The organism is Ketobacter sp. (assembly GCF_003671495.1).
Classification (GTDB): Bacteria; Pseudomonadota; Gammaproteobacteria; order Pseudomonadales; family Ketobacteraceae; genus Ketobacter.
In genome coordinates this window covers 80580-104536 of the sequence record NZ_RCHN01000022.1, presented here as the reverse complement: position 1 = coordinate 104536, position 23957 = coordinate 80580, and the positions used below count along the sequence as shown (strand labels likewise).

19 protein-coding genes are annotated in these 23957 nt (G+C 53.4%); 8 read left to right on the top strand and 11 right to left on the bottom strand.

Features of this window, described 5'->3' with window-relative positions:
- Window positions 1-3 precede the first annotated feature (3 nt).
- From D9N14_RS11605 to D9N14_RS11595, 3 genes are all read right to left on the bottom strand, one after another.
- Window positions 4-1293: a hypothetical protein gene (locus D9N14_RS11605; RefSeq protein ID WP_290579767.1), complete on the bottom strand. Its 1290-nt coding sequence runs from the start codon at window positions 1291-1293 to the stop codon at window positions 4-6.
- Window positions 1294-1343: 50 nt separating this feature from the next.
- Window positions 1344-1955 (bottom strand): XrtA/PEP-CTERM system exopolysaccharide export protein, encoded by a 612-nt coding sequence (locus D9N14_RS11600; RefSeq protein ID WP_290579766.1) that lies wholly within the window; start codon window positions 1953-1955, stop codon window positions 1344-1346.
- Between the two features lie 243 nt (window positions 1956-2198).
- Window positions 2199-2894 (bottom strand): SPOR domain-containing protein, encoded by a 696-nt coding sequence (locus D9N14_RS11595; RefSeq protein ID WP_290579765.1) that lies wholly within the window; start codon window positions 2892-2894, stop codon window positions 2199-2201.
- Window positions 2895-3216: 322 nt separating this feature from the next.
- Here D9N14_RS11595 and D9N14_RS11590 point away from each other — a divergent pair, with 322 nt between their 5' ends.
- On the top strand, window positions 3217-3780 hold the full coding sequence (locus D9N14_RS11590; protein WP_290579763.1) for a YfaZ family outer membrane protein: 564 nt from the start codon (window positions 3217-3219) through the stop codon (window positions 3778-3780).
- Window positions 3781-3811: 31 nt separating this feature from the next.
- Here the strand turns inward: D9N14_RS11590 and D9N14_RS11585 are convergent, their stop codons facing one another.
- The gene (locus tag D9N14_RS11585) at window positions 3812-4495 is read right to left on the bottom strand and encodes a class I SAM-dependent methyltransferase (RefSeq protein WP_290579761.1); all 684 of its coding nucleotides are present in this window, start codon (window positions 4493-4495) and stop codon (window positions 3812-3814) included.
- Window positions 4496-4616: 121 nt separating this feature from the next.
- Between D9N14_RS11585 and D9N14_RS11580 the strand changes: the two genes are divergently transcribed.
- Window positions 4617-5783: a filamentous hemagglutinin N-terminal domain-containing protein gene (locus D9N14_RS11580; protein ID WP_290579759.1), complete on the top strand. Its 1167-nt coding sequence runs from the start codon at window positions 4617-4619 to the stop codon at window positions 5781-5783.
- 7 nt (window positions 5784-5790) lie between these two features.
- Here the strand turns inward: D9N14_RS11580 and D9N14_RS11575 are convergent, their stop codons facing one another.
- Window positions 5791-7002, bottom strand: a complete 1212-nt coding sequence (locus D9N14_RS11575) for a diguanylate cyclase domain-containing protein (RefSeq protein ID WP_290579757.1) — start codon at window positions 7000-7002, stop codon at window positions 5791-5793.
- Window positions 7003-7524: 522 nt separating this feature from the next.
- Between D9N14_RS11575 and D9N14_RS11570 the strand changes: the two genes are divergently transcribed.
- The 3 genes from D9N14_RS11570 (at window position 7525) to D9N14_RS11560 (ending at window position 11047) form a co-directional block, all read left to right on the top strand.
- Window positions 7525-8895: a ShlB/FhaC/HecB family hemolysin secretion/activation protein gene (locus D9N14_RS11570; RefSeq protein ID WP_290579755.1), complete on the top strand. Its 1371-nt coding sequence runs from the start codon at window positions 7525-7527 to the stop codon at window positions 8893-8895.
- A complete protein-coding gene (locus D9N14_RS11565) occupies window positions 8885-9487 on the top strand; it encodes a YfiR family protein (RefSeq protein WP_290579753.1) in 603 nt (200 codons plus the stop codon). Before D9N14_RS11570 ends, D9N14_RS11565 begins: the two co-directional genes overlap by 11 nt.
- Window positions 9488-9703: 216 nt before the next feature.
- Complete coding sequence (locus tag D9N14_RS11560) at window positions 9704-11047, top strand: HD-GYP domain-containing protein (protein ID WP_290579751.1); 1344 nt, start codon at window positions 9704-9706, stop codon at window positions 11045-11047.
- Here the strand turns inward: D9N14_RS11560 and D9N14_RS11555 are convergent.
- From D9N14_RS11555 to D9N14_RS11530, 6 genes are all read right to left on the bottom strand, one after another.
- On the bottom strand, window positions 11044-12525 hold the full coding sequence (locus D9N14_RS11555; RefSeq protein ID WP_290579749.1) for an amidase: 1482 nt from the start codon (window positions 12523-12525) through the stop codon (window positions 11044-11046). The two genes, D9N14_RS11560 and D9N14_RS11555, sit on opposite strands and share 4 nt — an antisense overlap.
- Window positions 12522-13526, bottom strand: coding sequence for an ion transporter (locus tag D9N14_RS11550; protein ID WP_290579747.1), 1005 nt, complete (start codon window positions 13524-13526; stop codon window positions 12522-12524). Before D9N14_RS11550 ends, D9N14_RS11555 begins: the two co-directional genes overlap by 4 nt.
- A gap of 71 nt (window positions 13527-13597) precedes the next feature.
- Window positions 13598-17530: a DUF1631 family protein gene (locus D9N14_RS11545; protein ID WP_290579745.1), complete on the bottom strand. Its 3933-nt coding sequence runs from the start codon at window positions 17528-17530 to the stop codon at window positions 13598-13600.
- 78 nt (window positions 17531-17608) lie between these two features.
- The gene (locus tag D9N14_RS11540) at window positions 17609-18604 is read right to left on the bottom strand and encodes a DUF2806 domain-containing protein (RefSeq protein ID WP_290579742.1); all 996 of its coding nucleotides are present in this window, start codon (window positions 18602-18604) and stop codon (window positions 17609-17611) included.
- 138 nt (window positions 18605-18742) lie between these two features.
- A complete protein-coding gene (locus D9N14_RS11535; RefSeq protein ID WP_290579740.1) occupies window positions 18743-19030 on the bottom strand; it encodes a hypothetical protein in 288 nt (95 codons plus the stop codon).
- Between the two features lie 74 nt (window positions 19031-19104).
- On the bottom strand, window positions 19105-20739 hold the full coding sequence (locus D9N14_RS11530; protein ID WP_290579738.1) for an alpha-D-glucose phosphate-specific phosphoglucomutase: 1635 nt from the start codon (window positions 20737-20739) through the stop codon (window positions 19105-19107).
- Between the two features lie 152 nt (window positions 20740-20891).
- Between D9N14_RS11530 and ppnN the strand changes: the two genes are divergently transcribed.
- The 3 genes from ppnN to D9N14_RS11515 are packed head-to-tail and all read left to right on the top strand — an operon-like array spanning window position 20892 to window position 23942.
- Window positions 20892-22268, top strand: coding sequence for a nucleotide 5'-monophosphate nucleosidase PpnN (gene ppnN / locus D9N14_RS11525; RefSeq protein WP_290579736.1), 1377 nt, complete (start codon window positions 20892-20894; stop codon window positions 22266-22268).
- A complete protein-coding gene (gene ubiG / locus D9N14_RS11520; protein WP_290579734.1) occupies window positions 22265-23026 on the top strand; it encodes a bifunctional 2-polyprenyl-6-hydroxyphenol methylase/3-demethylubiquinol 3-O-methyltransferase UbiG in 762 nt (253 codons plus the stop codon). The genes ppnN and ubiG overlap by 4 nt, the downstream gene beginning before the upstream one ends.
- The gene (locus tag D9N14_RS11515; RefSeq protein ID WP_290579732.1) at window positions 23004-23942 is read left to right on the top strand and encodes an alpha/beta fold hydrolase; all 939 of its coding nucleotides are present in this window, start codon (window positions 23004-23006) and stop codon (window positions 23940-23942) included. The genes ubiG and D9N14_RS11515 overlap by 23 nt, the downstream gene beginning before the upstream one ends.
- Window positions 23943-23957 lie beyond the last annotated feature (15 nt).

The window sequence follows — 23957 nt, the reverse complement described above, 5'->3', positions numbered from 1 at the left end:
CAATTATCTGAAGGTGTACTCCACTCCCAGCTGGAATGAGTACACTTCATAATCCTGGCCATCCTGCTGTGCCCGTCTGGTTTCCGCTAAAAGTGCACAGTATGCATCCAGCTGCCGGGAAAACGCCCGGGTCAAGGTGAACTGATAAGAATCGTCGTAATCCACATTCTCATCGACGGTGGCATCCGCGAACACGGTTTTCAGAAAAGCGTAGCTAAACCGGGCGTCTGTCTGCCTGGAGAGTGCGCGGGTGTAATTCAGGTTCACCCCGGTCCTATCGGTATCCTGGTTGGAGTCGTAAACATCATCACTGTCCAGAAACGCGCCCAGCTCCACCAGATCGTTCCTGGATATGGCGTACCCATACCGGACATCCACACGCTTGCGGACCGACAGTGATTTCAAATCCGTATTCACTTCCGTTGGAAAATCCCCTATCTGGGAATCTTCACCAAAAAAGCTTTGGGTGTTGTCCACGATATCCCGTGCCGCGGACAGACGAAAATTGTGACGATTCTCGACCCAGTTCATATCAACGTTATAGGCGGTACCATCAATGGGTTCACCCAACGCCGGATTGATCTTGCGTTTGCCAAGCTCCATCGCGATGACGCCTTGACGCAAAGTACGCTGCAGATGAACATTGCATCGCGCACTATCGTAATCGCCCTCACCGTCTTTGAAATCGACTTTCTCACCATCGCAGTTGACCCCGGTTTCCAGGATACTCGAAATGCGATGAATCCAGCCAACGTTCAAAGCGGCACGATCGTTATCGTTGAAAGAGGCCTCCCGAAAGCGGGTGGCAGACACCGAAGGCAACAGGGCTACCCGGTCTCTACCGCTATTCAGCATCACAAACTCCAGACCGGTTTCAGCGTAGTTGCGTTGATCCCTGTTGGTTGGGATATCAACCCCGATGCTATCGCGCTGAGTGACGCCAGAGCTCAGGCTGGAGATCCAGGACAGTCGGTTCGGCAACAAATGAACATTGAAATTGGCAGAGCCCTGATAATAATTCTGACTGTCGAAGCTGTCCTCAAGATAGATCTCACGGAAGAGCTCATAGTTGATATCAAACTCAGTGGCTTCTGCCACCTGGGACAGGCTGATATTGGTGTAGACGGTCGTCAGCGTATCGCTCAGCCGATCAGTTTCGGTAAAGAATACGTTATCAATCCAGCGGGCGCTGGTACCAACGCTCACTTCGCTGTCCATGGCGCCATAACAGTTGAACGCGATGGTGAAGCACCCCGACACTAACACTGTGGCCAGTTTATTTCCCAATGGCATACCAAACCCTTTTCGACATTTGAGAGAGTAACCTCAGCCCCGGCAACGCTTCAGAACAGGCGTTCAGGTACTGTCACGATGTCACCGGGCTGCAGTTGGTAGTTAGTGGAGATGTCCCCTTTCTCCAGAATGTCTTCCAGTCGAATCGGATACACCTTCACGCCGGATTGAGTGGTCCGGTACAGCTTGGCCCCATTGGCATCAGCAAACTCGGTCACTCCACCGGTCACAAGCACGATGTCCATAACGGTCATACCCTGGCTGTACTCCAGGGATGTGGGGGAATTCACTGCCCCGGTCACGCGAACCCGGTGTAAAAATGCGGAACTGGTGGCTGCTGTCACGACCACGGTAACCTGAGGGTTTTTAATATACTTGACCAACTCCGCTCGGATCTGGTCAGCCAACCCCTCTGGCTCCAGGCCGGCTGCAGCAATATCGCCAATCAAAGGTACAGAAATATTGCCATCGGGGCGCACTGGCACGACCACGGTGAGCTCCGGATTGCGCCAGACCGATATACTCAACGAATCCCCCACTCCGATTTTATAGATCTTACTGCTCATGGAGACGGCGTCTTCCGGTTGAATCACTTCTTTGGAACCGGAGTTTGCACAGGCCACCAACGCCATGCTTATCAACAAAATCAAAGAAACTCGCATTTCTATCCCCTTCCAGATTTCTTATTTAGGAACTGTTGCCCGACAAGTAACTAGCCCAGATGATACCCAATTTTGTCTGCAGTATCTTCAAATGAATACACGAACTCGCAGCCCGGCTTGTACACCAGGGTAGGTCAGGGATAACAAAGGAACGCCTGCACCCGCACGGGCATTGAACAACAGGGTACTACAGGAACTCAAGCCCATCTGTGCAGTAATGCGGTTAATTCGGGAGAATTTAGACTATTGGACTCGACGTTTCAGCGGCATCATGTGCATGGACACGAGAACATCTTCCGCTTTATTCATGATGGACACATTGTTGAACGGGCCGACGTTAACCCGGTACCAGGACACTTCACCAAAACCACCTTCGGATTCGGAGTAGGATGCCGCCAGCCCACGCTGCTGCAGTTTGGCAACCAGGGCCACCGCTTCGGAACGACTCTTTAATGAGGCAGCCTGGAGGATATAGGTATAACTGGCGCGCTTACGATCTTCAGCCGTCAGATAAACCCCCCTTTGCACCGGCACACGCCAGGCGCTGGCCTGCAGGGAGTCATAGAAGCCGTAATCGTTCTCCACGCCCCCTTGCTTGCTGGCCATGGCTTTCCGCTCGAACTCCCTTAGTTTGGGGTCCGGCTTGGGCGCGGTATCCGCTGGTGTTTGCTTCATCTCCGATTCGGGGCCCCGCAATAACACCTCTTCGGTGGTGGCAGCCTGCAGGTACTCAGCCTTTGCCTCAACGATGGGGGCCAGATCTTCGGCGACCTCCACCGGCGCGGACGTGGAAATCCGCCACACCGCCAACACCACCACCAGAAACAGCAAACCACCCCGTAATTTGCGGCTCTTTTTTACCACAGGTACGGTCGGGGGCTCACGCCGGGTAGGCAGCTCCCTGGGAGTACGCGGTGCAGTGGCGAAATCGTGAATCATGGCAAACTGAGTCTAAATCCTTCGAAATGGGTGTTTATTCCACCGGCTATGTACCAACTATAGTCCAATATGAATATGCAAAACGGATTATTCCCACAAAATTATACTCTTACAACTGCAAATTAATAGACTTGTTAAAAAACCGCCGTAATCGACACCTGTTTTGCGCCAAATTACCATCACGGCCTGTGACGGCATTGTCGCCCTCGGGCAATTGATTGAAATACCTTAAAAATATGACATGTGCACATTGAATGTCGGCAGCAACCCGTGAATAATTGCGGGCTGTTAAGACCCAGTGACCCTTTTGGAGCACATTTTTATGAAAAATTACATCTATTCCTTCTTGTCGGTAGCCTGCCTGGCGGTATCCGGGAGCGCGTTTTGCCACACCCTGGACCTGAACCTGAACGACGATGCGGTGGCTGTCGACTACACCACACAGATCAAGAAATCCGAGTTGAATGTGGGTGCCGGGCTCCTGCACAACCAGGATTTGGGTGACGTCTACTATGGCAGCTTTTTTGTCGCTGATAACGTGAACAAGCAGTCCGGCCTGTTGGCCGGTATTGGTGGCCGCGCCTACTACATGGACGTGGACCGCTCAGATGAGTCCGGTACCGCCATTGGCCTGGGGGGCTTCCTGAACTGGGACCTGCCCAACGTCACCAATCTGAGTCTGCGCTCGGATATCTACTATGCACCGGATGTACTGGCATTTGATGAAATCGAGGGATATCTGGATTTCAGCGCCCGGGTGCAATACCGCATCATCGAGCAGGCCTGGATCTACCTGGGCTATCGCAATGCGGAAGCCAAGACCGAAGCCCCCGGTAAAGCCAAGATAGATGAAGGCGGTCACGTGGGCATCATGCTCTGGTTCTGACCCTGAACACCCGGCAGAAACGTCGGCCAGCTCAATGGCCGGCCGTTTCTGCCACAGCCCCACCACCAGCCCGGTACAAACACACTCTGCTGTTCTCTTTCGCCTCTCCGTAGTCCGGAAAGGATGGGGTGTACACCGTCTGAACGGGGACAAAGCGCCCATCCGGCATGGTCTTTAGCCGGGAATCCGCCACCAGCACGTCCCCACAGACATCCAGCATGTGATCCAGAAACACCAGGTTCTTTCTCTCATAAAGCACATCCGCAGCCAGTACCAGATCCACGGGTTCAGCGATATCCGTGAGCGCGGATATGACGTTGATCTCCGTGCCATTGTGCTGCGCGTTGAGACCGGCCAAACGGCAGCAACGGGTATCAATGTCACAGGCATAAACCCGGCGCGCACCCGCCATCTTGGCAGCAATGGCCACCACCCCGGAGCCGCAGCCAAAATCAGCGACCACTTTGTCTTTCACCAGAACCTCGCCATCAAGAATCGCTCTGGCCAATGCCAGACCACTGGCCCAGCAGAAAATCCAGTAAGGGGGATCATCACTCAATCGCTCGATCTGCTGTTGACTGAGCAGATGCACGGCATAGCCTGGCGCAATCAGCAGCAGCTCCAATCCCCGACACCCGGGCAACGCTTGAAATCTCAAATCCGCGCCGGGCAGATACGCCTGCAACCAACGCCGGAACTCACTGACATCGGACATACAGCCTCCCATGGGCACGGGGGTTACAGAAAATTACCAAAGACCTGCTCTCCGAATAGACGGTTTCGGCAGGAGAATTTACACTTATTGCAGGTAAACATAAATCGGTCTGGAATGAGCCATGGCATCGACAACCAAACTATTCCTCAGTGTACTGGTGGCCTGGCCTTTCGGTCACAGCGTGTTGATGGCAGGCCCCACCGGCGGCAACGTGATCTCGGGCGTTGCATCCATTGATATTGACCCCTCCGACGCCTCCCGCACGGTCATCACCCAGACCAGTCAGAATACCGCCATCGACTGGGACAGTTTTAATATCGCAGTGGATGAATCTGTGGTCTTTGCCCAGCCAAACGCCGATTCCATTGCGCTGAACCGGGATTTTTCCGGCTCTCCCAGCCAGATTTTCGGCAGCCTGGACGCCAACGGCAATGTGTTTCTTCTGAACACTGCCGGTGTGCTCATCGGATCCGGTGCCACCATCAACGTGGGTGGGCTACTGGTAAGCGATCTGAACACCAGCGATGAAGACGCCCGCAACTTCGAATCCATTGCCGGCCAGGCGAACTGGTCCCTGCCGTTCAGCGATGCCGACCTGGCGGCGGGTGGCATCGAGGTATTGGGTACGATTCAGACGGTTGGGCAGAACGGGATCACCATGACCGGCCAATATATCTACATTGAAGGGGATGTCACCAGCGTGGGGGTGCCTAATGATCCCGGCGGCAATATTACGATGCTGTCTGCCGGCAGCACTGTGTTGGTCACTGATCCCAATGGACTGTATGGGGTTGAGATCACCTCTCCGGTAACCAACCTGATCCCGGGGCACGACCTTTTGTTTGAAATACCGGAAAGCGCGACGGACGCCAATGTGCTCGCGGTCAACGGCAATATCAATATCGAAGTAGCCTATGATGCCGCGTTGCCGGTGGCCGCAGGCACAGTGGCAAGGCCAGGCATCGATTACCGGAGCCAATCCATCAGCACCATCGGCGATGGTGGGCAACCCATACGAATCGTGTCCACCCCCGTGGTCCTGCCTGGCGAGGCCGACGAGGCGACCCTGGACGAGCTGGATAACACCGTCACGGATTCACTGGCGGAAGAAACGGACGAATCCGACAGCACGCTGCTGGGGGATTCGTCGTCTTTGAATCGAGGATCCCTCGACAGCATCATGGAAAGCTGTATTCCCAAGGATCAATCGGACAAGGACTGCATTCGTCAAAATGCCATCAAACGCTACCTGGGCAAGCTCCTGATAGGTGGGAGTTTGCCAGACTAGGGCGGAATCAATTCTCCCCAAAGATTTTGTAATTACTGCGGCCGGCGTCCTTCGCCTGATAGAGCGCAATGTCTGCACTTTTCATAATCGAGGATACGTTGTCGTTACCATCGGAAATGGCTATCCCGATGCTGGAGGAGATCGTCAGCTGCTTACCAGCCAAAATAAGGGGCTCCGCAAAGCCGCGTAAAATGGCCTCCGCAGTTTGTTGCAAGTCCTGCTCCGTCACACCCACCTGCAACACAGTGAACTCATCGCCACCCAAACGAAACGCGGTACAATTAGCGGGTAATGCCGCTTCAAGTCGTTTGGCCGCAGATTTCAGCAGCAAGTCACCGATGTCGTGGCCCAGCTCATCGTTCACCACCTTGAACTTGTCCAGGTCCAGAAAGATCAGTCCCATGCGCTCCCCGGAACGGCGGGCGTTTTCCAGGGCAAACACCAGACGCTCACTGAACATGCGTCGATTCGCCAATTTGGTGAGCGGGTCATAGTACGCCAGTCGGGTTAACTCCTCCTTGTCGGCTTCAATCTTGTTCAACATGGAATTGAAGGCGTTTATGGCATCACCGATCTCGTCCTGATTAGTGGTGGAGGCGCGGATTGAGAAGTTGTTGTGCTCGGTGATCTTGTTGGCTACATCGCCCAGGTCCACGATGGGTTTGTAGATCGCCCGCTGCAGGCTCTGGGTCATCAGGAAGGCCGTGATCAGCGACAATCCCAGAATCCCGACACTGACAATCAACTGACTCTGCAGTCTGCGATCCAGATCAATCAGGCTGGTCCTCACCATGACGCTGCCGATGGCCAGCCCATTCAGTTCGATGGCCTGGTAGGCCTCCAGGTAACCCTCATAAAAATACTCCCCGGGCTCCCGGGGGCTGTCCGGACAGTTGGCGGGCGTCTCGGAATTGCGCTGTACGCTGGCAAACACCGCCCGGTTCATGTCGTACATGCAGGCAAACTCTACGGACTCCCGTACCAGCAAAGATGTCAGATTATCGTTGGCGCGGGTTTGATCACGAAAGCTCAAAGCAGCGGTACTGCGGGAGGCAATGACGCTCACCAGGATGGACATTTCTTCCGCCAGGATTTCTTTCTGTTTGAAACGGTCCAGGGTGAGGATACCCATACCGGTGAATAGCAAACCGATTGTGCTGGTCAGCAGTACCACTACGATGAGTTTTGTTTTAATTTTTAGTTTTCTGAATTCCATCATCGCAATCTACAGCGCACCCTGATACCAGTGTTGACTGGCTTCCTTCCCCCAGTGGAGTGATACACAAATAAACATTTGCTGAGAATCGAATTGCTACATTTTTTCTGGAAGAATATATACTTACTGAGTATAAACAATTAATTAACTTTTTGCGGTATTTTCATCATTAGACCGATTGAATTTCGGGTTCTCATCACACCCACCCAGACAATCCCCCCGAAATGGTCGCTTTTGCTCAAGTGGTTCACGTGCCTCTGTCTTACACTGACACATCTATCAAGCCTGGGAGCTGAGCCCGCGCCCGCAGCATTGAATATCCAGCAGCAGGCAGCCTCCCCCACACCCGCACCGGTCGCGATCCCCGTTCCCCCGGGGCAAGGTAGAAAGACCAACCTGGTTGATGGCAAAGCATTGATTAAAACGGTTGAATTGAAAGGCAATTCGCTTTTTCCACAATATGGCGTCACACAGGAATACATCGCGCGCAAACTGAATGCCGCGTATAAAAACATGGACCCCTGGATGACCATTTCAGACATGCACAGCCTGGCGGATACCATGACCCTGGCGTATCACGAGAAGGGGCTGACGTTCAACCAGGTGTTCATCGTGCCCAGTGAGATTACAGGCAACACGTTGATCATGAACGTCCTGCCCGGAAGAATTACTGAGATCCATCTTAAGAACAATCAGCTATATACCGAGGAGCAAATCAAAAAGCCGTTCCTGCACCTGTTAGGTAACGTGGTGTACGAACCGGCCATTCAGGATGCCATGAAGAAAGCCAATATGATTCAGGGCCTGAAGCTCTTTGGCTTTTTCTCAATGGGTAAACATCCAGGTCAGGTGCGCCTCAATCTGCACGTGATCAGCGAGCAAAAGCATCAGGCCACCCTACGGGCTGATAACTTCGGGGTCAACAATACCGGGGTGTACCGCGTTATCGGCCAATACTCACAAAACAATCTCACCGGGCACGGTGATATTCTGTCGACCACGCTGGTGTCCACCAACGAGATCGGTAATCTGAATGGCGTAATCGGATACAAGCGGCCCACTTCCTCCGGCAGCAGCTACGCGGGCTTATCGCTCTACCGAAACCAGTTTGAAATCGTTGGGGACTTCGAAGACCTGGGCATGTCTGGCCACCTGGACGCGATCTCCGGATTCTATCAATGGGGGTTGCTCAAAGAGGACAACGCCATTGCGTCTCTGTATGGGGATCTGGCGTTTAAGAATTCTGTGATTTCCAGCGACGAATTCTCTGACATCCTGGCGGAAACCACGCGCTATGGAACGCTGGATCTGCTGTTCAACGCTGCAGTGATTCCCTCCAACGGTCGCAGCAAGCAGGCTCTGGAGTTGGGATTGGTATTGGGTGTCATTACTGAGACCGACGATGAAGCGCTCGATGACCATCTGTCCATCGCCAAGCTGCGTTACCTGTATCAGCAACGCTGGAAAGCCGGCAACCCGTCGGCACAGGTCACCACGCTGGATATCAAACTGAGTTACAGCCCAGGGGTTTTGCCATCCTCGGAACGGATGGTCATGACAGGGCCCTACGGAGTACGCAGTTACGAACCGGCACTTTTCAGTGCCGATTCTGTCTATAGTGTTACGGTGCAGCATTCTCTGGAATTCATCGCTGTGTTTGATGAATTGAAGGTATTGCCATTTGCTTTTCTGGACTATGCCTATGGCGAACAAAACTCGGAGAACAATGACCATGGGGCCTTCACGGGCGCGGGCATTGGATTGGATATGGTATTCAGCTCGTCGCTGACGTCCAGAATCACGTTTGGCGTTCCGATTGCTGAAGACCTTAGCCAGGAATTGGCTGAGGAGCCGTCTGAACTCATAATCTATGGATATATAAGTTATGCTTTTTAAACCTTCAGACAGATCTACTGACACCCTCTCCCGTAAGCCGATGAGGCTATTTCTGCTTGCTCTGCTGATGCTTTCCTCCATCGCCTCGATGCCGACCCACGCCGCTACCCGCAGTGATCTTGATTTGGCGAAGGAGTATCAGGTTAAAGCCCTGTTCCTATATAACTTTGCCAATTTTGTTGAGTGGCCGGCTGACGCATTTGCAGATCAGTCCAGCACGCTAAAAATGTGTCTGTACGGCGCAGTTCCGTTTGGGGAGTTTCTGGATATTGTGAATGGGGTAATGGTGCGCGACAGAACCCTGGAAGTGATTCGTACCACGGACTATTCCAGAATTCAAAGCGGGTGTCACATTCTGTTCGTTGGCATAGAACACCATGATCAACTGGATGTCTTTTTCAAAAACCTGAATCACCTGTTTGTACTCAGCATAGGTAACGTGAAGGATTTCGCCCGTAAGGGGGGCGTTGTTAATATCCTGCGCACCTCAGACCAACAGCAGTTTGAAATCAACCTTAGCAAGGCCATCGAGAATGGACTCCTGATCAGCTCTGACCTGCTGAGCTTGGCACGCATCATCAACGACCGTTGATCCGCCCCCAGGTAGGACGATGATTACATAATTCTACATAGTCAAAATCCCGCTTTACCCAGGCTGCCTGGCTAAACAAATTGCCAGGACACTGATTCCAAACGGGTTTCCCTCTCCGACAAATAGCCATAATTTTAATGCGGTTGCTTTGTTCAATTGATAGACAACCTAATATTGACTAACTTTAGATGAACGCCCTCTTGATTCCATCGCAGTATGAATGATTCCAATATCTGCGCAGAAAATACGTATGCGCGACGCTTAGCCAAACTCGGCGACACCCGTGAGGTGATTGCCAGTGAGGATATATACAACGCCCAAGGCGCACTGGTGATTCAAAAAGGGACTCGAATCAACCGACAGATGTCGGACCGGATCGTCAAATTCAAGCTGCTGAAGCCCATTGAGTCCAGCGTCAATGTGGACAACGCTTTGACACCCCAGGAGCTGTATCGGGATTTGCAGGAACAAATTCAGAAGTATCCTGAAATAAAGCAGATCCACGATGCACTTGCTCTGGAAAAGCCCTTCAAACAGCTTTCACTGGAACTGGTGAAGTATCCGGTAGTGCGCCAGAAGCTCACCGTTATGCGGGAGCAGATGCGCGACCTCTATAACCAGACCCTTTGTATTACCTGGTTGAGCCTGGCCACGTCCCGCCAGATGAAGCTTGGCGAGCAACAGATCGAAGAATGTTTTATTGCGGCACTGTGTCATGACATCGGCATGATGCACATCGCTCCCAACATACTCAACAAAAAGGACCTGGCGCCGGCAGAGTGGCGTCAGATCCAGGCCCATACAGTGATCGGGCAGCGGGTGCTGGAATCGGTACCCAAGCTCAGCAAAAGAGTATCCCGCATCGTGCTGGAGCATCACGAACGCTGTGATGGCACCGGCTATCCACTGGGTAAATTCGACGATCAACTCACCCCGGAGAGCCAGATACTGGCTTTGTGTGACAGTGTGTTTGCGGTGTTGCAAAGGAACCTGATCAAGCATAAGCGCGGTCTGAGAGATTTGTTGCCCTTCATCCAGGTCAATAGCGAAAGCCATTTCTACAAAACCTACACTGCTCTGGTGAACGTGTTGAAAAAGGCCTCATTGAGTGAAGACACGCACTTGAATGACAGCAATATCGAAATGGAAATCAGTAAGCTGGAATTGAAAAGCGGTGAGCTGTGTTCGCTACTGGGCAGCCTGGAAAGAATCATGGCCGAGATCGATGACGAGACTGAACACCGCCCTCTGCAAAGTTCTCGCGCAATCCTGAATCAGGTAACCCGAATCGTCCGTGGATCAGGGGTGCTGGATGAGGGCTATATGCGCTGGTTGCAACAAGTGAAGCAGGAAAAGCTGTCCTTCGCCTATCGGGAAACAGCCGACGTTCTGTTCATCCTTAACGAGCTCGAATGGCAGTTAAAACGCGTGGTCAAGTTGCTGGATGGGTTTCTGGTGGACTGTTCTGTGCAGGATAAAAATCTCAAGGAACATATTAAAACCCATCTTCCGGGACGGGCTTTACCAGAGCATGCCACATCAGAGTTCGCCATTACCTAAAGATCGGGAACTTTTGTAAACCAGGGTGCAGCCTCCTCCAGCGCCGAAGCCAAAGCCAGCAATCGCAGGTCGTCCAGGCGCCGACCAAGAAACTGAACACCGATGGGAAGGTTAGCGTCGTTCCAGTACAAGGGGACGGACATAGCAGGCTGCCCCGTCAAATTGGCCAGTTGCGTGAATGGCACTTTCAGCAGCTGCTGCTTGCTGACGGCATACAATAATTCCGGTGGAAACCAGCCAGACACATGCAGGCGATTGGACAATTTCAGGAACGCCGTTTCCAGTGTCGTACCGGCCATTTCACCGATATTGTAAGGTGGCACCGCCATGGTAGGGGTGACCAGAACATCATACAGATTATGCCACTCCTCCATCGTGTTGCTGAATGCGCTCCACTGGCGTTTGGAGAGCACAAACTTTCCAGCAGGAAAACGCGTGCCTATTTGATAGATAAAATAGGTCAACGGTTCAATGTGGTCCCGCACGAACCTTTTTCCAAAGCGCCGGATCAACTCCGTGACATCCGCATTAACGTGTGCAGTATAAATGTCCCCATAACAGTTCATGAGCTTTTCTGCGTCGAGCGTCAATTCAACTTCCTCCACTTCGTGCCCAAGATTCCGCAGAATTGTGACGCCGTGAGAAACCGCATCAACACAATCCTGATGCACGGTCCCTCCATAGAAAGACTGATTTGTATAACCGATTTTCAGGGGCTTCTTTTCGTCATAACGCGCAGACAGCGTCTCCCAGTCAACCAGGCTGGGGCTATGGGAGAAGTAGTCAGCTCCGATGCTGGCGGCCAAAACGGCTTTGGAATCCCGTACCGAACGGGTAATGACATGCTCAGACACAGCGCCATCCCATAATTCGCCATAGGGGCCTGAAGGAATGAGCCCTCTACTGGGTTTTAAACCGAACAGCCCACAACAAGAAGCGGGAATGCGAATGGAACCACCGCCGTCACCGGCAGATGCCATTGGTACAATGCCTGCTGCCACGGCCGCAGCCGAACCGCCGCTGGACCCACCACTGGATCGGGTCAGATCCCAGGGATTCAGGCTGGGACCGTTGGCAAGGGGCTCTGTGGTAGCCAACAACCCGAACTCCGGCGTGTTGGTTTTACCGATAAAAACCGTCCCCATGCTGGAATAACGTTGGAACAAGGTGCTGGTGCGCGTGGACACATCATAACGGCATGCGGCGCTGCCATTGCCGGTCACATGCCCCTTCCACTCCCCCACCAAATCCTTCAGCAGCATGGGGACGCCGGCGAATACTCCCGTTAATGGCCTGGCCTTTACATACTGGCGGGCGTCATCATAGTACGGGGTCACGATCGCATTGATCTTGGGGTTGACCGCCAACGCACGATCAATAGCGCAATCCAGAACCTCTTCTGCTGACAGATTCCCGCAGGCAATCTGACCCGCAAGGTCCGTGGCGTCCATGGCCCGGTATTCGTCAAATTTCATCATGATATCGCTTCCTGCCGCCAACGCTGTATACGCACCTGATCCTTGATGATGTCGATCGCCTCCAGCATCACTTTCTTGCTGGCGGCATTCAGTTCATCGGAAGGTTGCAGCAATTTATGAATTACGCCATCCAGCAGTTCTGTCACCAGTTGATCGGTCTCCTGTTTCCCGATATCCAGCAACAGACCATTCACTATATTGAACACCACGTCGCTGATGGTCTGGTCAATTACCTCCACCAGTTTTGGCCCCACCACGGGAACGGTCTCCAGGGCAGCCACCTTCGGGTCTTGGGACAAGGAATCTGAAAAGGAATCCTCGATATAGGCTCGGAGCGCGGCCTGGTTTGGCAGGTAAACGTCATCGCATATTTCGTTGATCTTCACAGTCAGCCAGTTGGCAATCATGGTTTTCTGGGGAATCAGGACTTCGGTAAGGATTTTATCCACAACCGGGCTTCCCTGTCGGACTTCGTCCTGTACCCCGCTTAACACGTTTTCCACCACCCGATCTGAAATTTCCTCCACCAGTACATTGTAGTACTTGATCAGGAAGCGGCCCGGTGCCGAGTTCTTTAAGTCGATCACACCATACTTGTTCAGCCGATACAGGATGGATATCACCCGCAACAGTCGCAACCAACGGAAGGAGCCTACCGGAATACACCCCACCAGATCGTACCAATGCACAAATGGAAAGAAGAACCAGCGATGGTGAGTCTTCTGGATAATCGCAACAATCCACCGGATCACGAACTCGGTCAGGAAAATCGCCACGAAAATCAGGTCATAGGTGACAAAATCAGGGTGAATTTTCTCACCATAGAACTGCGAGAAGCCAGGCATCAACCAGGTTAATCCATGGCGGATGAATTCACTGGCAAAAAGCGTATCGAAAATAATCCAGATCAGGTTCAAGGATATGAGTAACAGCATAACGCCGTCGATTGCGAACAGCGTGATCTGGTGGCTGCGCTTGAGGTTGTCGATATTAACTTTCATGGTGGCCGCGCTGGTAATGGAGTTTCCTATACTCTACCCACAGCGGCCGCCATTGACCAGCGTGTCGGTATTCAAGCAACCATATGGCTGGGCTCCAGAGAGTGCTCCAGGTCTTCAATCATTACGGGTTTGCCAAGATAGAAGCCCTGCACGTAATCCACACCAATGTCACGTACCACTTCCAGAATCTCTTCGGATGACACGAATTCCGCGACAATTTTCTTATCCAGGAAATGCCCCATTTCGGTAATGGATTTCACCAGAGCATAATCCACATCGTCTTCCGAAATATTCTTAACAAAGGCCCCATCAATCTTGATAAAGTCCACCGGCAGCCGTTTCAGGTAAGCGTAGGAGGACTGGCCAGCGCCAAAGTCATCCAGGGAGAACCGACAGCCGATGCCACGCATTTCATTAATGAAATCCGCCGCATCCTCCAGGTTGGCGACCGCGGTCGTTTCTGTGATTTCAAAGATCAGCTTTTCCCTTGGGACCTGGTAGCGCACCAGGGACTCGAATATGAAATCCAGGAAGGTTTCATCGTTGAGGGAATGCCCGGACAGGTTAATCGAAAATCCACCCAGCTGGTTGACGATCTCCTTGTTGTCCAACATCCAGGTGAGTACCCTTTCGATAACCCAACGGTCAACGGACCCCATTCGACTGTATTCCTCCGCCGCTTTGATAAAGTCGGCGGGGGGTAAATGTTCACCGTTCTTGTCCACTACGGTAAGCAATACTTCGAAATGGGGCAAGCCACGGGTGCCGCTCATGATGGGATAGATCATCTGGCAACGTACTTTGAGGTTACCCTCATCCAGGGCGCGATTAATACGGGCCACCCAGGACATTACCTCATCCCGTTCTTCCATTTTTTCGTCACCAGGGCGAACCAACTGGATATCTTTGTAGCCGGCTTTTTTACCAATTTCGGCAGCGGATTCCACCGACCGCAACAATTCCAGAACCTGGTTATTATCCTTGTCGAAGCCTACCAGGGATACCACCGCTGTGATGGCGAAGCTTTGATCTCCGGACACAAACCGTTTTTCTTCGATTGCCGTCTTGATTTCCGATGCAATCAAATAGCCTTTTTTCTCATTTTCGATAGGGATCAGAACACCAAACTCATTCCCACCGATGCGCCCGATCATGGCTTCTTCATACACAACACTCTTGATGCGATTGGCGATCTCACGCAGGAAATTATCCCCGACCTCGTAACCACAGGTGTTGTTGATGACTTTGAACTGGAGGATATCCACAAAAATAAGTACGTAATAGGTGTCGTTTTTCTTGGCTCTGGCAACCGATTGCGCGATGCAGCGCTCGAACTCCTTGCGGGTTTTCAGGCCGGTCAGCTGATCATGGGCAGAGTCGAACGCCAGCTGGTCGTATATCTTCTGGATCAACGCATCCAAGCCTTTCTCTACCGCCGGCATGCTTTCGTCGCTTAACACCAGAACGTCTCCGGTCTTCAACTTGAGTGCCAGTTCTTCCAGCGAAATGTCATGCACCTTCATGCCATGATGATTAACGAACACAAAGCGATCACACTGTTCTGAAATCCAGGCCAACTGGTTCAAAACCGACTTTGGAGTATTAACATCAAATTCCAGCCATTGCCCTTCTTTCAGGCTCTTGGCGCGCCGCATCCAGCGGTGTACCGATTTATCATCATCGGCAACGCCCAGCTTCTCCAGGCGCTGCGACTGATTTTCCTCGAGGCCATGCTGGCCGGTGTAGCTGGAGACAGGCACTTTCTCTCCCGCTTCACCATGCAGCAGATTATCCAGCTCAGACACCACCCATCCGGCGTTGCCGCCGCCCTTCTCCACCTTGGACAAGCCTTTTCGAATCAACTTGATCAATTCTTCCGATTTGAACAGAATCTTTTCAGCGTCGAACGCGCCCGGCATCAACCGTAACAACAGCTGATCTATCACGATCAGTGTCATGTCCCAGGCTCGACTTCCCATACCTTCACGGAAATAACACAAACGCATCAGATCGCGCCATCCGTTATCAATCAAATGCAGAATGGCCACCGGGATTGGCGTGCCTTCCAATCGCCGCTGCAGCTCGCGTTCAACCGTGACATTGGCCATCTTGACCTTTTCCTGGCCACTGCAGGCTTCGGTAACACGACTCAGGTTGCGCTCAATCAGCTTACGTTCTTTCTCAACCAGGGCATCAAGCCTTTCAACCACCTGCTGCATGCCTGCGGCATCATTGCACCCGGTATTCACCAGCTCATTGATGCATTCCCGAATAACCGGCTTGTTCTGATTTAGATTAATGCTGCCTCGATCAGACAACAGAGCAATGTAGTTCACTGCCTGGCGAGCGGGGTGGAAATCGGCGGTGAACAAGGACGGATCATTGAGCAGAACCTCCAGTAAGGGCACTTCCAGCTTACGCAGGTCCGACCGCAGACTTTGATCAATACGATCACTTTCCACAATATTGGAGAACAGCGTCTCCACCATATCGGCTGACTGCAAGTGTTGCTCCGAAAGCGGAGAACCGGAGCCAGCGGCCTGGGCAATATAGTGCTTCAGGGAACCCGGCGAATCCAGGTTCGCCACCCCTTCCACGACCTGGCTGCGCACCGATTGCAGGGCCTGGTTATACTCGTTGGCGATGCTGGCGTTCATTTCCGGAGATTCATTTCGCGCCGGCGCCGCATCACCACTGGACTGATCGCTGTGTAAACGCCATAACCGGCTGGCAGTGGAATAGGCATTGCGCGCCCGGGCGAGCCCTTCCTGCACAGAGCTGAACGAACCCGCCGCAGTGCTAGCCAACGCCGCCTGCGCTGCCATACTGCTGTCCAACCCGGGGGTGCCTGCAGTGGCTGCATTGCTCGCCGCACTACTCAGATTGGTCAGCGCCTCGGCCTGATCCTGTCCGCTGACTGTCTCAGTGGGCTGTTGAGTGGTTTTTCCGTTGCGGTTTTTGAACGCCTGGTTGGCCAGGTATTTGGTGACATTAATGTCAGGAAGCACGTCAGCGTCAATCAGTATGTTGTTGAGCGCTTTATACAAAGTCCCCAGATCGGAGAGGATGCGTTCCTGGAAAACCTTGAACACCAGGCGTTCCACTTTATGGGACAGGCGCAAAGGGCGGATGCATTGGTAAAAGCTGTGACAGTACGCGGAAGGTCCGTAAGGATTGTAGATGCGTCCACCACCCTCCCCGCCGAACGCCACATCAAGACGCAACTGCAGTTCAATCAATATGTCGCGGAACTGCAATTCCGTACGGGAAGTTGCCACCCGCACGATCAGCCAGTCTTCAAACTCATCTTTCTCCACCAACGACAAAGCCGCATCACTGTCCTCACGCATTTCTTTATCTTTGGGGCGCCAACGCCCATTCGCCACATCCGAGGCATCCGCAGAAATCGCACCTTCAAATTGGCTCAACATGCGGGGGGCCAGCTTCTTAAAGCCGGCGATGGCATCAAAATACTGGTGTTGTGCGGCATCATTGCTCTGAACTTCAGCGTCACTCAGCAGGGTTTCGTTAAGCACCGTTAGGAAATCACCGAAGCGATCTTCAAGAAAGGCTTTGGCGCGGCCATTAGTCAGCTTGATGAGGTTGGATTTTTTCGCAGCGGCGAGATTTTTCGTACTCAGATCCTGACTGCCTTGTGCTTCACTGGATTTGCTCTGCTCACTGGCCTGCACCGCTTGCTTGAACCATTCCTGATTATTGGGATTCGGATGTACAAACTTGAGCTTCAGTTCAGCCGCATTCTTTTTGAATACGATACAGTCCAATGCCACGTAACGGGTTCTGGCTTTGAACGTCACGGTCACTATAGACTCAAGCTCGGTCACACTCTGCTGAATAAATTGCAGATAGCGCTGATCCGGGATCGAAACGATCACCGATTCCTGATCATATTCTTTGATTTTGCATAGATCCCCTTCGCTTTCTCCGAAGCTCAGGACGGCGTCGATATCAACTCTGTCAGGAGACAACTCGCGCTTTTCCACAACCACACCCCAAACCAACTGATTAGTCATTTTTGTAAGTTTAGTAAGTTTTGGGAAAAACGTAGGGAATTTACGGTATTAGATGATATTGGTGTGATTGGAGCGGCCAGGCTGCTGGGCTATCGAAACGCTCATGCCCCGGGCATGTAGATCCTGCACCATGGCTTCAAGATAGGCGCCATCCGCGGCCACACTCACCAAACTGATGAGTTCCCGGCCAACTCTCGAGATCATGTAAGCCGGCACATGGAGTTCTGGGCGCGGTTGCGGTGACTCAATCCTGATTGTTTTATCAGCCAGAGTAACCTCATGCACAAAGTGGGATTCAGACTGGCTCAACAGGGTTTTGCTCAGGACTTTACCGTGCACGCCCCGCAGAATGTTCTGCTCTTCAAGGCGTTCAAACAGGTCCATATCGAACTCACGGGGCAACCCCTGCAAGGCACTGCGGTAGATAAAATCACCACACACCCAGGCCCCTAGCTTACTTAGCCCTTCCGCGTCTTCCAGGCTGAAACAGGACAGATGCTCCAGCGCCCGCAGACTGGTGGTGCCGGGATTGATCAGCTCCCGCACCAGGATTCTCGCCCACAACTGCTGGAGCGCGCCGTTGGAGGCCTCACCAGCATTCAGTTTCCAGCGGGTAAACCAGCGGCGATCCAGCGCGCCCTTGTCGATTTCCGCCAGCTCCAGGCCCAGGATGATACGTTCCGTCAGGAGCACCAACTTCTGCAAGCGCAGCATTCGCTCCAAAGCATCATAACGATTAACCTCCACCGCATTGTCGATGAGCTTGGCGATGTCCGGCAGGGCCTGTTGCTCGACCTCCACCTGCTCACTGCTCTCGATGATCGAGGCGAACTTCACTTCACGGATATCACGGATTTCGGCGGAGCGGATGATCTTGCCGGATGGATCCAGAGTGGCATGGCCCCGCCGCAGCTCATGCAGTTGACGCTCGACATTCAGAATGTGGGACAGCTCACTACGGCGCACCTCCCCCAGAGACTGGCCTGCCCGCTGGATTTTGTCCGGCGACGACAGCCCAAACACCTCTCGTGGGGTCAGGTGCACCCAGAGTTTCTTAAGCAGTTGAATTCTAAGTAAAGAATGACTCACCCAAAGCCTCAATCAAGCGTTTGATTCTGAACAAGGTCTATGCAATAAGTCAGTATAGCAATCCCCTACCCACAGTGCTGAGATTCTGCCCGGTTATCGATTGAGGGTCAGAACCAGCCTGCAGACCGCCACCAGGGGCGTCTCCCCCCAGGAGCTGCCTTGCGCCGTAGAAGCGAGCCATTCCTGCGCCAGATACTGGGTATTGATCTTGTATGTCTCCACCAGATCCAGCAGTAACGCCTTATCCTGATGAAAGTGGAACTGCCCGCTTTTATAGCCTTGATCGAATTCGGCATCTGTTGGATTCTTGCCGGATACCTTGCAGGCATGCTTGTACATGGCGTAATCCAGCGCCCGACCTGTCAACTCACTTGTCTTCATACAATTGTAATCAATCCTCAATCAATGAGAGACGGATTGTGTTGAAACCACCCCGCCCCGTCAAGTCAACTGCGTCAGGTCTTTACGGTGGGCTCAGACAAGCCGGTGGTTGCCTGGATATCGGCAATGTCGTTGGCAAACTGCCCCAGAGACTCGTTGTAGACAATGGCATCGGCCCCCTGATTCTGCGCATCCCGCTCGATCTGCTCCAGATAAACCCGCAGCGTCGCCGAGTCCGTGCCAGTCCCGGACAGTCGATACACCACCCTGGAATGATCATCAAACACCACCCGCACACCCTGGTTTTCGGACACAGAACCATCCACCGGGTCCTCATAGCGGAATACGTTCACATCCGCCACTGACATCGCCCCCATCTTGCGCCCCAACAATTTGCCCTTAGCGCCAGCCAGTTGATCGATGATGGTCTGGGCCTTATCCGCGTCCAGGCCTTCGTAATCATGTCGACAGTAGTAGCTGCGACCAAAGCTGGTCCAATGCTGCGCAAGCAACTCCTGAGCCGAAACCTGCTTGTCCGCCAGGATGCTCAGCCAACACAGCACCGTCCAAACACCGTCCTTCTCCCGCACATGATCTCCGCTGGTCCCAAAACTCTCTTCTCCACACAGGCGCACCAGGCCCTGGTCCAGGAGGTTGCCGAAAAACTTCCAACCGGTGGGGGTTTCATAACAGGAAATGTTGAGGTGCTGCGCTACGCGATCCAACGCCGTGCTGGTTGGCATCGAACGGGCCACCCCCACCAAACCGGACTTGAACTGGGGAATACTCTGGTGGTGTTGAGCGATCAGCGCAAGGCTGTCACTGGGACTGACAAACGCCCCTCGCCCCATGATCATGTTGCGGTCACCATCCCCATCCGACGCCGCACCCAAATCCGTGGCGCTCTCCCCCATCATAAAATCGTAGAGGGTCTTCGCGTACACCCGGTTCGGGTCCGGATGTCCACCGCCAAAATCCGTCAACGCATCACAATTCCACAACCGATCCTGGGACACGCCCAGCAGATCGCCAAAAATCCTGCGGGCATAAGGGCCAGTCACCGCGTGCATGCCATCGAAACACACACTGAGCCCTCCTGAGCGAATGGCATCACCAATCCGGTCAAAATCGAACAAGGTCTGCATCAAGGCGGCATAGTCATCCACACTGTCCACAACACGAATTTTGGTGTCCAGGAAAGTGTACTCGGAACCCGCCTCCAGTTTGAGTTCCGGCAGATCCGCCCATTGGTATTCGCTGATGGAACGGGTCTGGTCATAAATGGCTTGGGTGATGTTCTCCGGTGCAGGGCTGCCACTGGCATTGTTGAACTTGATGCCAAAGTCCTTACCGGGACCACCGGGATTGTGGCTGGCAGAAAGCACAATGCCACCATCCGCTTTACTTTTTCGAATCAGATTGGAAACAGCCGGAGTGGAGAGTATCCCATCGGCCCCCACCAGGACCTCGCGGATGCCATTGCCCACCAACACTTTCAAAATGACCTGGATCGCTTCGGCATTAAAATACCGACCATCGCCACCCACCACCAGACGGCCGCGCTGCTCCGGTGACAATGCGTTCACAATGGCCTGCGTAAAATTCGCCACGTAATGCGGCTGCTGAAAAACATCAACTTTCTTGCGCAAACCGGAAGTTCCAGGTTTTTGCCCGTCGAATGGTTGCGTCGCTACTGCCTGAATATCCATTGTCAGTTCACATCCCCAGGTGCATGATACAGAAATTGAAACCCCAAACTGCTATAGTTAAGGGGCAAATCGCTCACTAGATCCTAGAATAATTGGCTCTACATTGCATCCCTTTCCGTGCATCCCTACTTCAACAAGGACGCAAATTCCACATGACCGAGATCGATAAAGTTCCTTTTACCACGGTGTCTCCGGAAGCGGCCCTGGAGCTGCTCTCACCCACTGAGGTGAACCAGTTGGTCAACCAGACTGATGCTGAGCTGTTCAAAATCTTCCGCCGTTGTGCCCTGGCCGTACTCAACACCGGCAACAACACGGACGATACCAGCGAAATCATGGAGCACTTCAAGGATTTCGATATCCGCTTTATCCGCCAGGCCAGAGGGCTCAAATTACAGCTTTCCAATGCCCCGGCCTCCGCCTTTGTGGATGGCAAGATGATACGGGGTATCCGGGAACAATTGTTCTCGGTGTTGAGGGATGTGGTCTACATTACCAACGAGATCCGCAACTCCGACCGCTTCAACCTCACCACCCAGGATGGCATCACGGATGCCGTCTTCCACATCCTGCGCAACGCGAACATCGTACGCAAAGGCGATATCAATCCATTGGTGGTGTGTTGGGGTGGTCACTCCATCAGCCGCGAGGAGTATGACTTCACCAAAGAGGTGGGTTACCAACTGGGGCTCAGGGATATGAACATCATCACCGGCTGCGGTCCCGGCGCCATGAAAGGCCCCATGAAGGGAGCCACCATCGGTCATGCCAAACAACATATACCAAACCGCCGTTACATCGGCATTACAGAGCCGGGCATCATTGCCGCCGAGTCGCCCAATCCCATTGTCAACGAACTGGTGATCATGCCCGATATCGAGAAGCGATTGGAAGCGTTTGTCCGGGTCGCCCACAGCATCATTGTGTTCCCGGGCGGGGTCGGTACCGCGGAGGAAATTCTGTATATTCTGGGTGTGCTCCTGCATCCCACCAATCGGGAAATCCCCCTGCCCCTGATCTTCGCTGCGTCCGCTGACAACAAAGCCTATTTTGATACCATCAATCAATTCATCGGTTCCACGCTGGGTGCAGAAGCCCAATCCTGCTACCAGGTGATCACGGCTGATTGCAGTGAAGTGGCCCGCGCCGTACGCCAGGGCGCTGATCAGGTGCTGGAATACCGCCGCAACTCAAAAGATGCTTTCTATTTTAACTGGAAGCTGGACATTCCTCCGGATCTGCAAATTCCATTCGAGCCCACCCACGAATCCATGGCCAAGCTGGATTTGCGGAAAGATCAGCCAATTCACACGCTGGCGTCCAATCTGCGCCGGGCGTTTTCCGGCATCGTGGCCGGTAACGTGAAGGAACAGGGTCTGATCCAGATAAGGGAAAAAGGTCCATTCGAACTGAGTGGTGACCCGGAAATCATGCAGGCCCTGGACATGCTGCTGAGAACCTTCGTAAGCCAGAACCGCATGAAAATCGGTACCAGCACCTATACGCCTTGCTACCGAGTGGTGACATGACATCACCAGGCACCACAGACGATAAAGAGATTGCGCAATTCAACCGGCTGGCCTCCACCTGGTGGGACAGCACAGGGCCCATGTGGCCCTTGCACCTGCTGAACCGGTTCCGGGTGCAGGTGATCCTGGATGTACTGCAACAACGGGGTGTTGTTGATGCAGCACACTCACAACCGCTCAACGGGGTGACGGCGCTGGATATTGGCTGTGGCGGCGGCATTTTATCGGAATCCCTGGCCCGCCTGGGTGCCCAGGTAACAGGCCTGGATATGGCCGAAAACAATGTTGCGATCGCACGCCAACACGCAGCCAGCAGCGGACTTGACATCCGTTACCTGCACCAGGAAGTGGATTCCCTGGATGAACGTTTTGATCTGGTTTTCAACATGGAAGTGGTGGAACACGTCGCCAACCTGGATGCTTTCCTGGCCGCCAGCTGCCAGCGGTTGGCGCCGGGGGGCACCATGTTCATCTCCACGTTTAACCGCACGATCCGGAGCTATTTGATCGGTATTGTGGGTGCCGAATACATCCTTAATCTGCTACCACGGGGAACACACCAATGGCGCAAGTTTGTGCCCCCCGCCAACCTGCACACCCTGTTAAAGACCCATAATCTGGACACCGTATGGCAGACAGGGGTATCGTTAAACCCATTCACCAAGACATACGCCACAACTCAATCCACTGCCGTCAGCTACATGCTGGCAGCCACCCACGGTGGAACATCGAACAATGGAAGCAAAGGCCGCATTTAGCCCACATCACACTGTCCGCCGGGGAGAAGCCCTGGCCCACGGCATCAAGATTCACTACCAGGACGAGGGCTACCAGGAAGACCCACCGTTGCTCCTGATTATGGGGCTGGGTTCTCAGTTAACCCTCTGGCCCCAGGTGCTGGTGGACAACCTGGTCAACGAAGGCTTTCGGGTGATCCGTTTTGACAATCGGGATATCGGCTTGTCGGCCGTAGTGAACAGCGGCCTGCGGGCGGACCTGCCCAATGCCTTACTGCGCTCACGCCTGGGTCTGCCCATCAACAGCAACTACACCCTCTATGACATGGTGAGTGATACGGCAGGGCTGCTGGATGCACTTGGAATTCGCCAGGCCCACATCGTGGGAGCCTCAATGGGAGGCATGATCGCCCAACTGTTTGCCGCACTCCACCCCCACCGCACCCTGAGCCTGACGTCCATTATGTCCACCACCAACGAACCGGGCCTGCCACTGCCGCGCTGGGATATTTTGTTGAATCTGGCAGGCTACGGCGTCAAGAAAGGACATGATAAAGAGACCGCCATCAAACGGTCCCTGCAGTTCTGGAAAAAAGTATCCAGCCCCAAATTTCCCACCCCGGAATCTGAAGTGCTGGAACGCATGGCGGCAGACTACGATCGATCCTATCGGCCAGCAGGTTACCTGCGCCAGAGTCACGCCATCATTGCCACCGGTGGATTCAAGCGTTTGCTATCACGGATCAACAGCCCGACCCAGATCATTCACGGCACCCATGATCCGCTGGTGCACTGCAAAGGCGGCAAAGCCAGCGCCAAGGCCATCAAACACGCGAAGCTGGAACTGATTCAGGGTATGGGCCACGACTTTCCCAAACAACTGATCCCCAAACTCACAGAGCTGATCGCCTTCAATGCCCTGCAGGGAAACAAATGAGCCGGGCCGCTCCCC

Excerpts from the sequence above, each read along its gene's own strand:
- D9N14_RS11605 (WP_290579767.1), bottom strand. The coding sequence starts at position 1,293 with ATGCCATTGGGAAATAAACTGGCCACAGTGTTAGTGTCGGGGTGCTTC.
- D9N14_RS11600 (WP_290579766.1), bottom strand. The coding sequence starts at position 1,955 with ATGCGAGTTTCTTTGATTTTGTTGATAAGCATGGCGTTGGTGGCCTGT.
- D9N14_RS11595 (WP_290579765.1), bottom strand. The coding sequence starts at position 2,894 with ATGATTCACGATTTCGCCACTGCACCGCGTACTCCCAGGGAGCTGCCT.
- D9N14_RS11590 (WP_290579763.1), top strand. The coding sequence starts at position 3,217 with ATGAAAAATTACATCTATTCCTTCTTGTCGGTAGCCTGCCTGGCGGTA.
- D9N14_RS11585 (WP_290579761.1), bottom strand. The coding sequence starts at position 4,495 with ATGTCCGATGTCAGTGAGTTCCGGCGTTGGTTGCAGGCGTATCTGCCC.
- D9N14_RS11580 (WP_290579759.1), top strand. The coding sequence starts at position 4,617 with ATGGCATCGACAACCAAACTATTCCTCAGTGTACTGGTGGCCTGGCCT.
- D9N14_RS11575 (WP_290579757.1), bottom strand. The coding sequence starts at position 7,002 with ATGATGGAATTCAGAAAACTAAAAATTAAAACAAAACTCATCGTAGTG.
- D9N14_RS11570 (WP_290579755.1), top strand. The coding sequence starts at position 7,525 with ATGACCATTTCAGACATGCACAGCCTGGCGGATACCATGACCCTGGCG.
- D9N14_RS11565 (WP_290579753.1), top strand. The coding sequence starts at position 8,885 with ATGCTTTTTAAACCTTCAGACAGATCTACTGACACCCTCTCCCGTAAG.
- D9N14_RS11560 (WP_290579751.1), top strand. The coding sequence starts at position 9,704 with ATGAATGATTCCAATATCTGCGCAGAAAATACGTATGCGCGACGCTTA.
- D9N14_RS11555 (WP_290579749.1), bottom strand. The coding sequence starts at position 12,525 with ATGATGAAATTTGACGAATACCGGGCCATGGACGCCACGGACCTTGCG.
- D9N14_RS11550 (WP_290579747.1), bottom strand. The coding sequence starts at position 13,526 with ATGAAAGTTAATATCGACAACCTCAAGCGCAGCCACCAGATCACGCTG.
- D9N14_RS11535 (WP_290579740.1), bottom strand. The coding sequence starts at position 19,030 with ATGAAGACAAGTGAGTTGACAGGTCGGGCGCTGGATTACGCCATGTAC.
- D9N14_RS11530 (WP_290579738.1), bottom strand. The coding sequence starts at position 20,739 with ATGGATATTCAGGCAGTAGCGACGCAACCATTCGACGGGCAAAAACCT.
- ppnN (WP_290579736.1), top strand. The coding sequence starts at position 20,892 with ATGACCGAGATCGATAAAGTTCCTTTTACCACGGTGTCTCCGGAAGCG.
- ubiG (WP_290579734.1), top strand. The coding sequence starts at position 22,265 with ATGACATCACCAGGCACCACAGACGATAAAGAGATTGCGCAATTCAAC.
- D9N14_RS11515 (WP_290579732.1), top strand. The coding sequence starts at position 23,004 with ATGGAAGCAAAGGCCGCATTTAGCCCACATCACACTGTCCGCCGGGGA.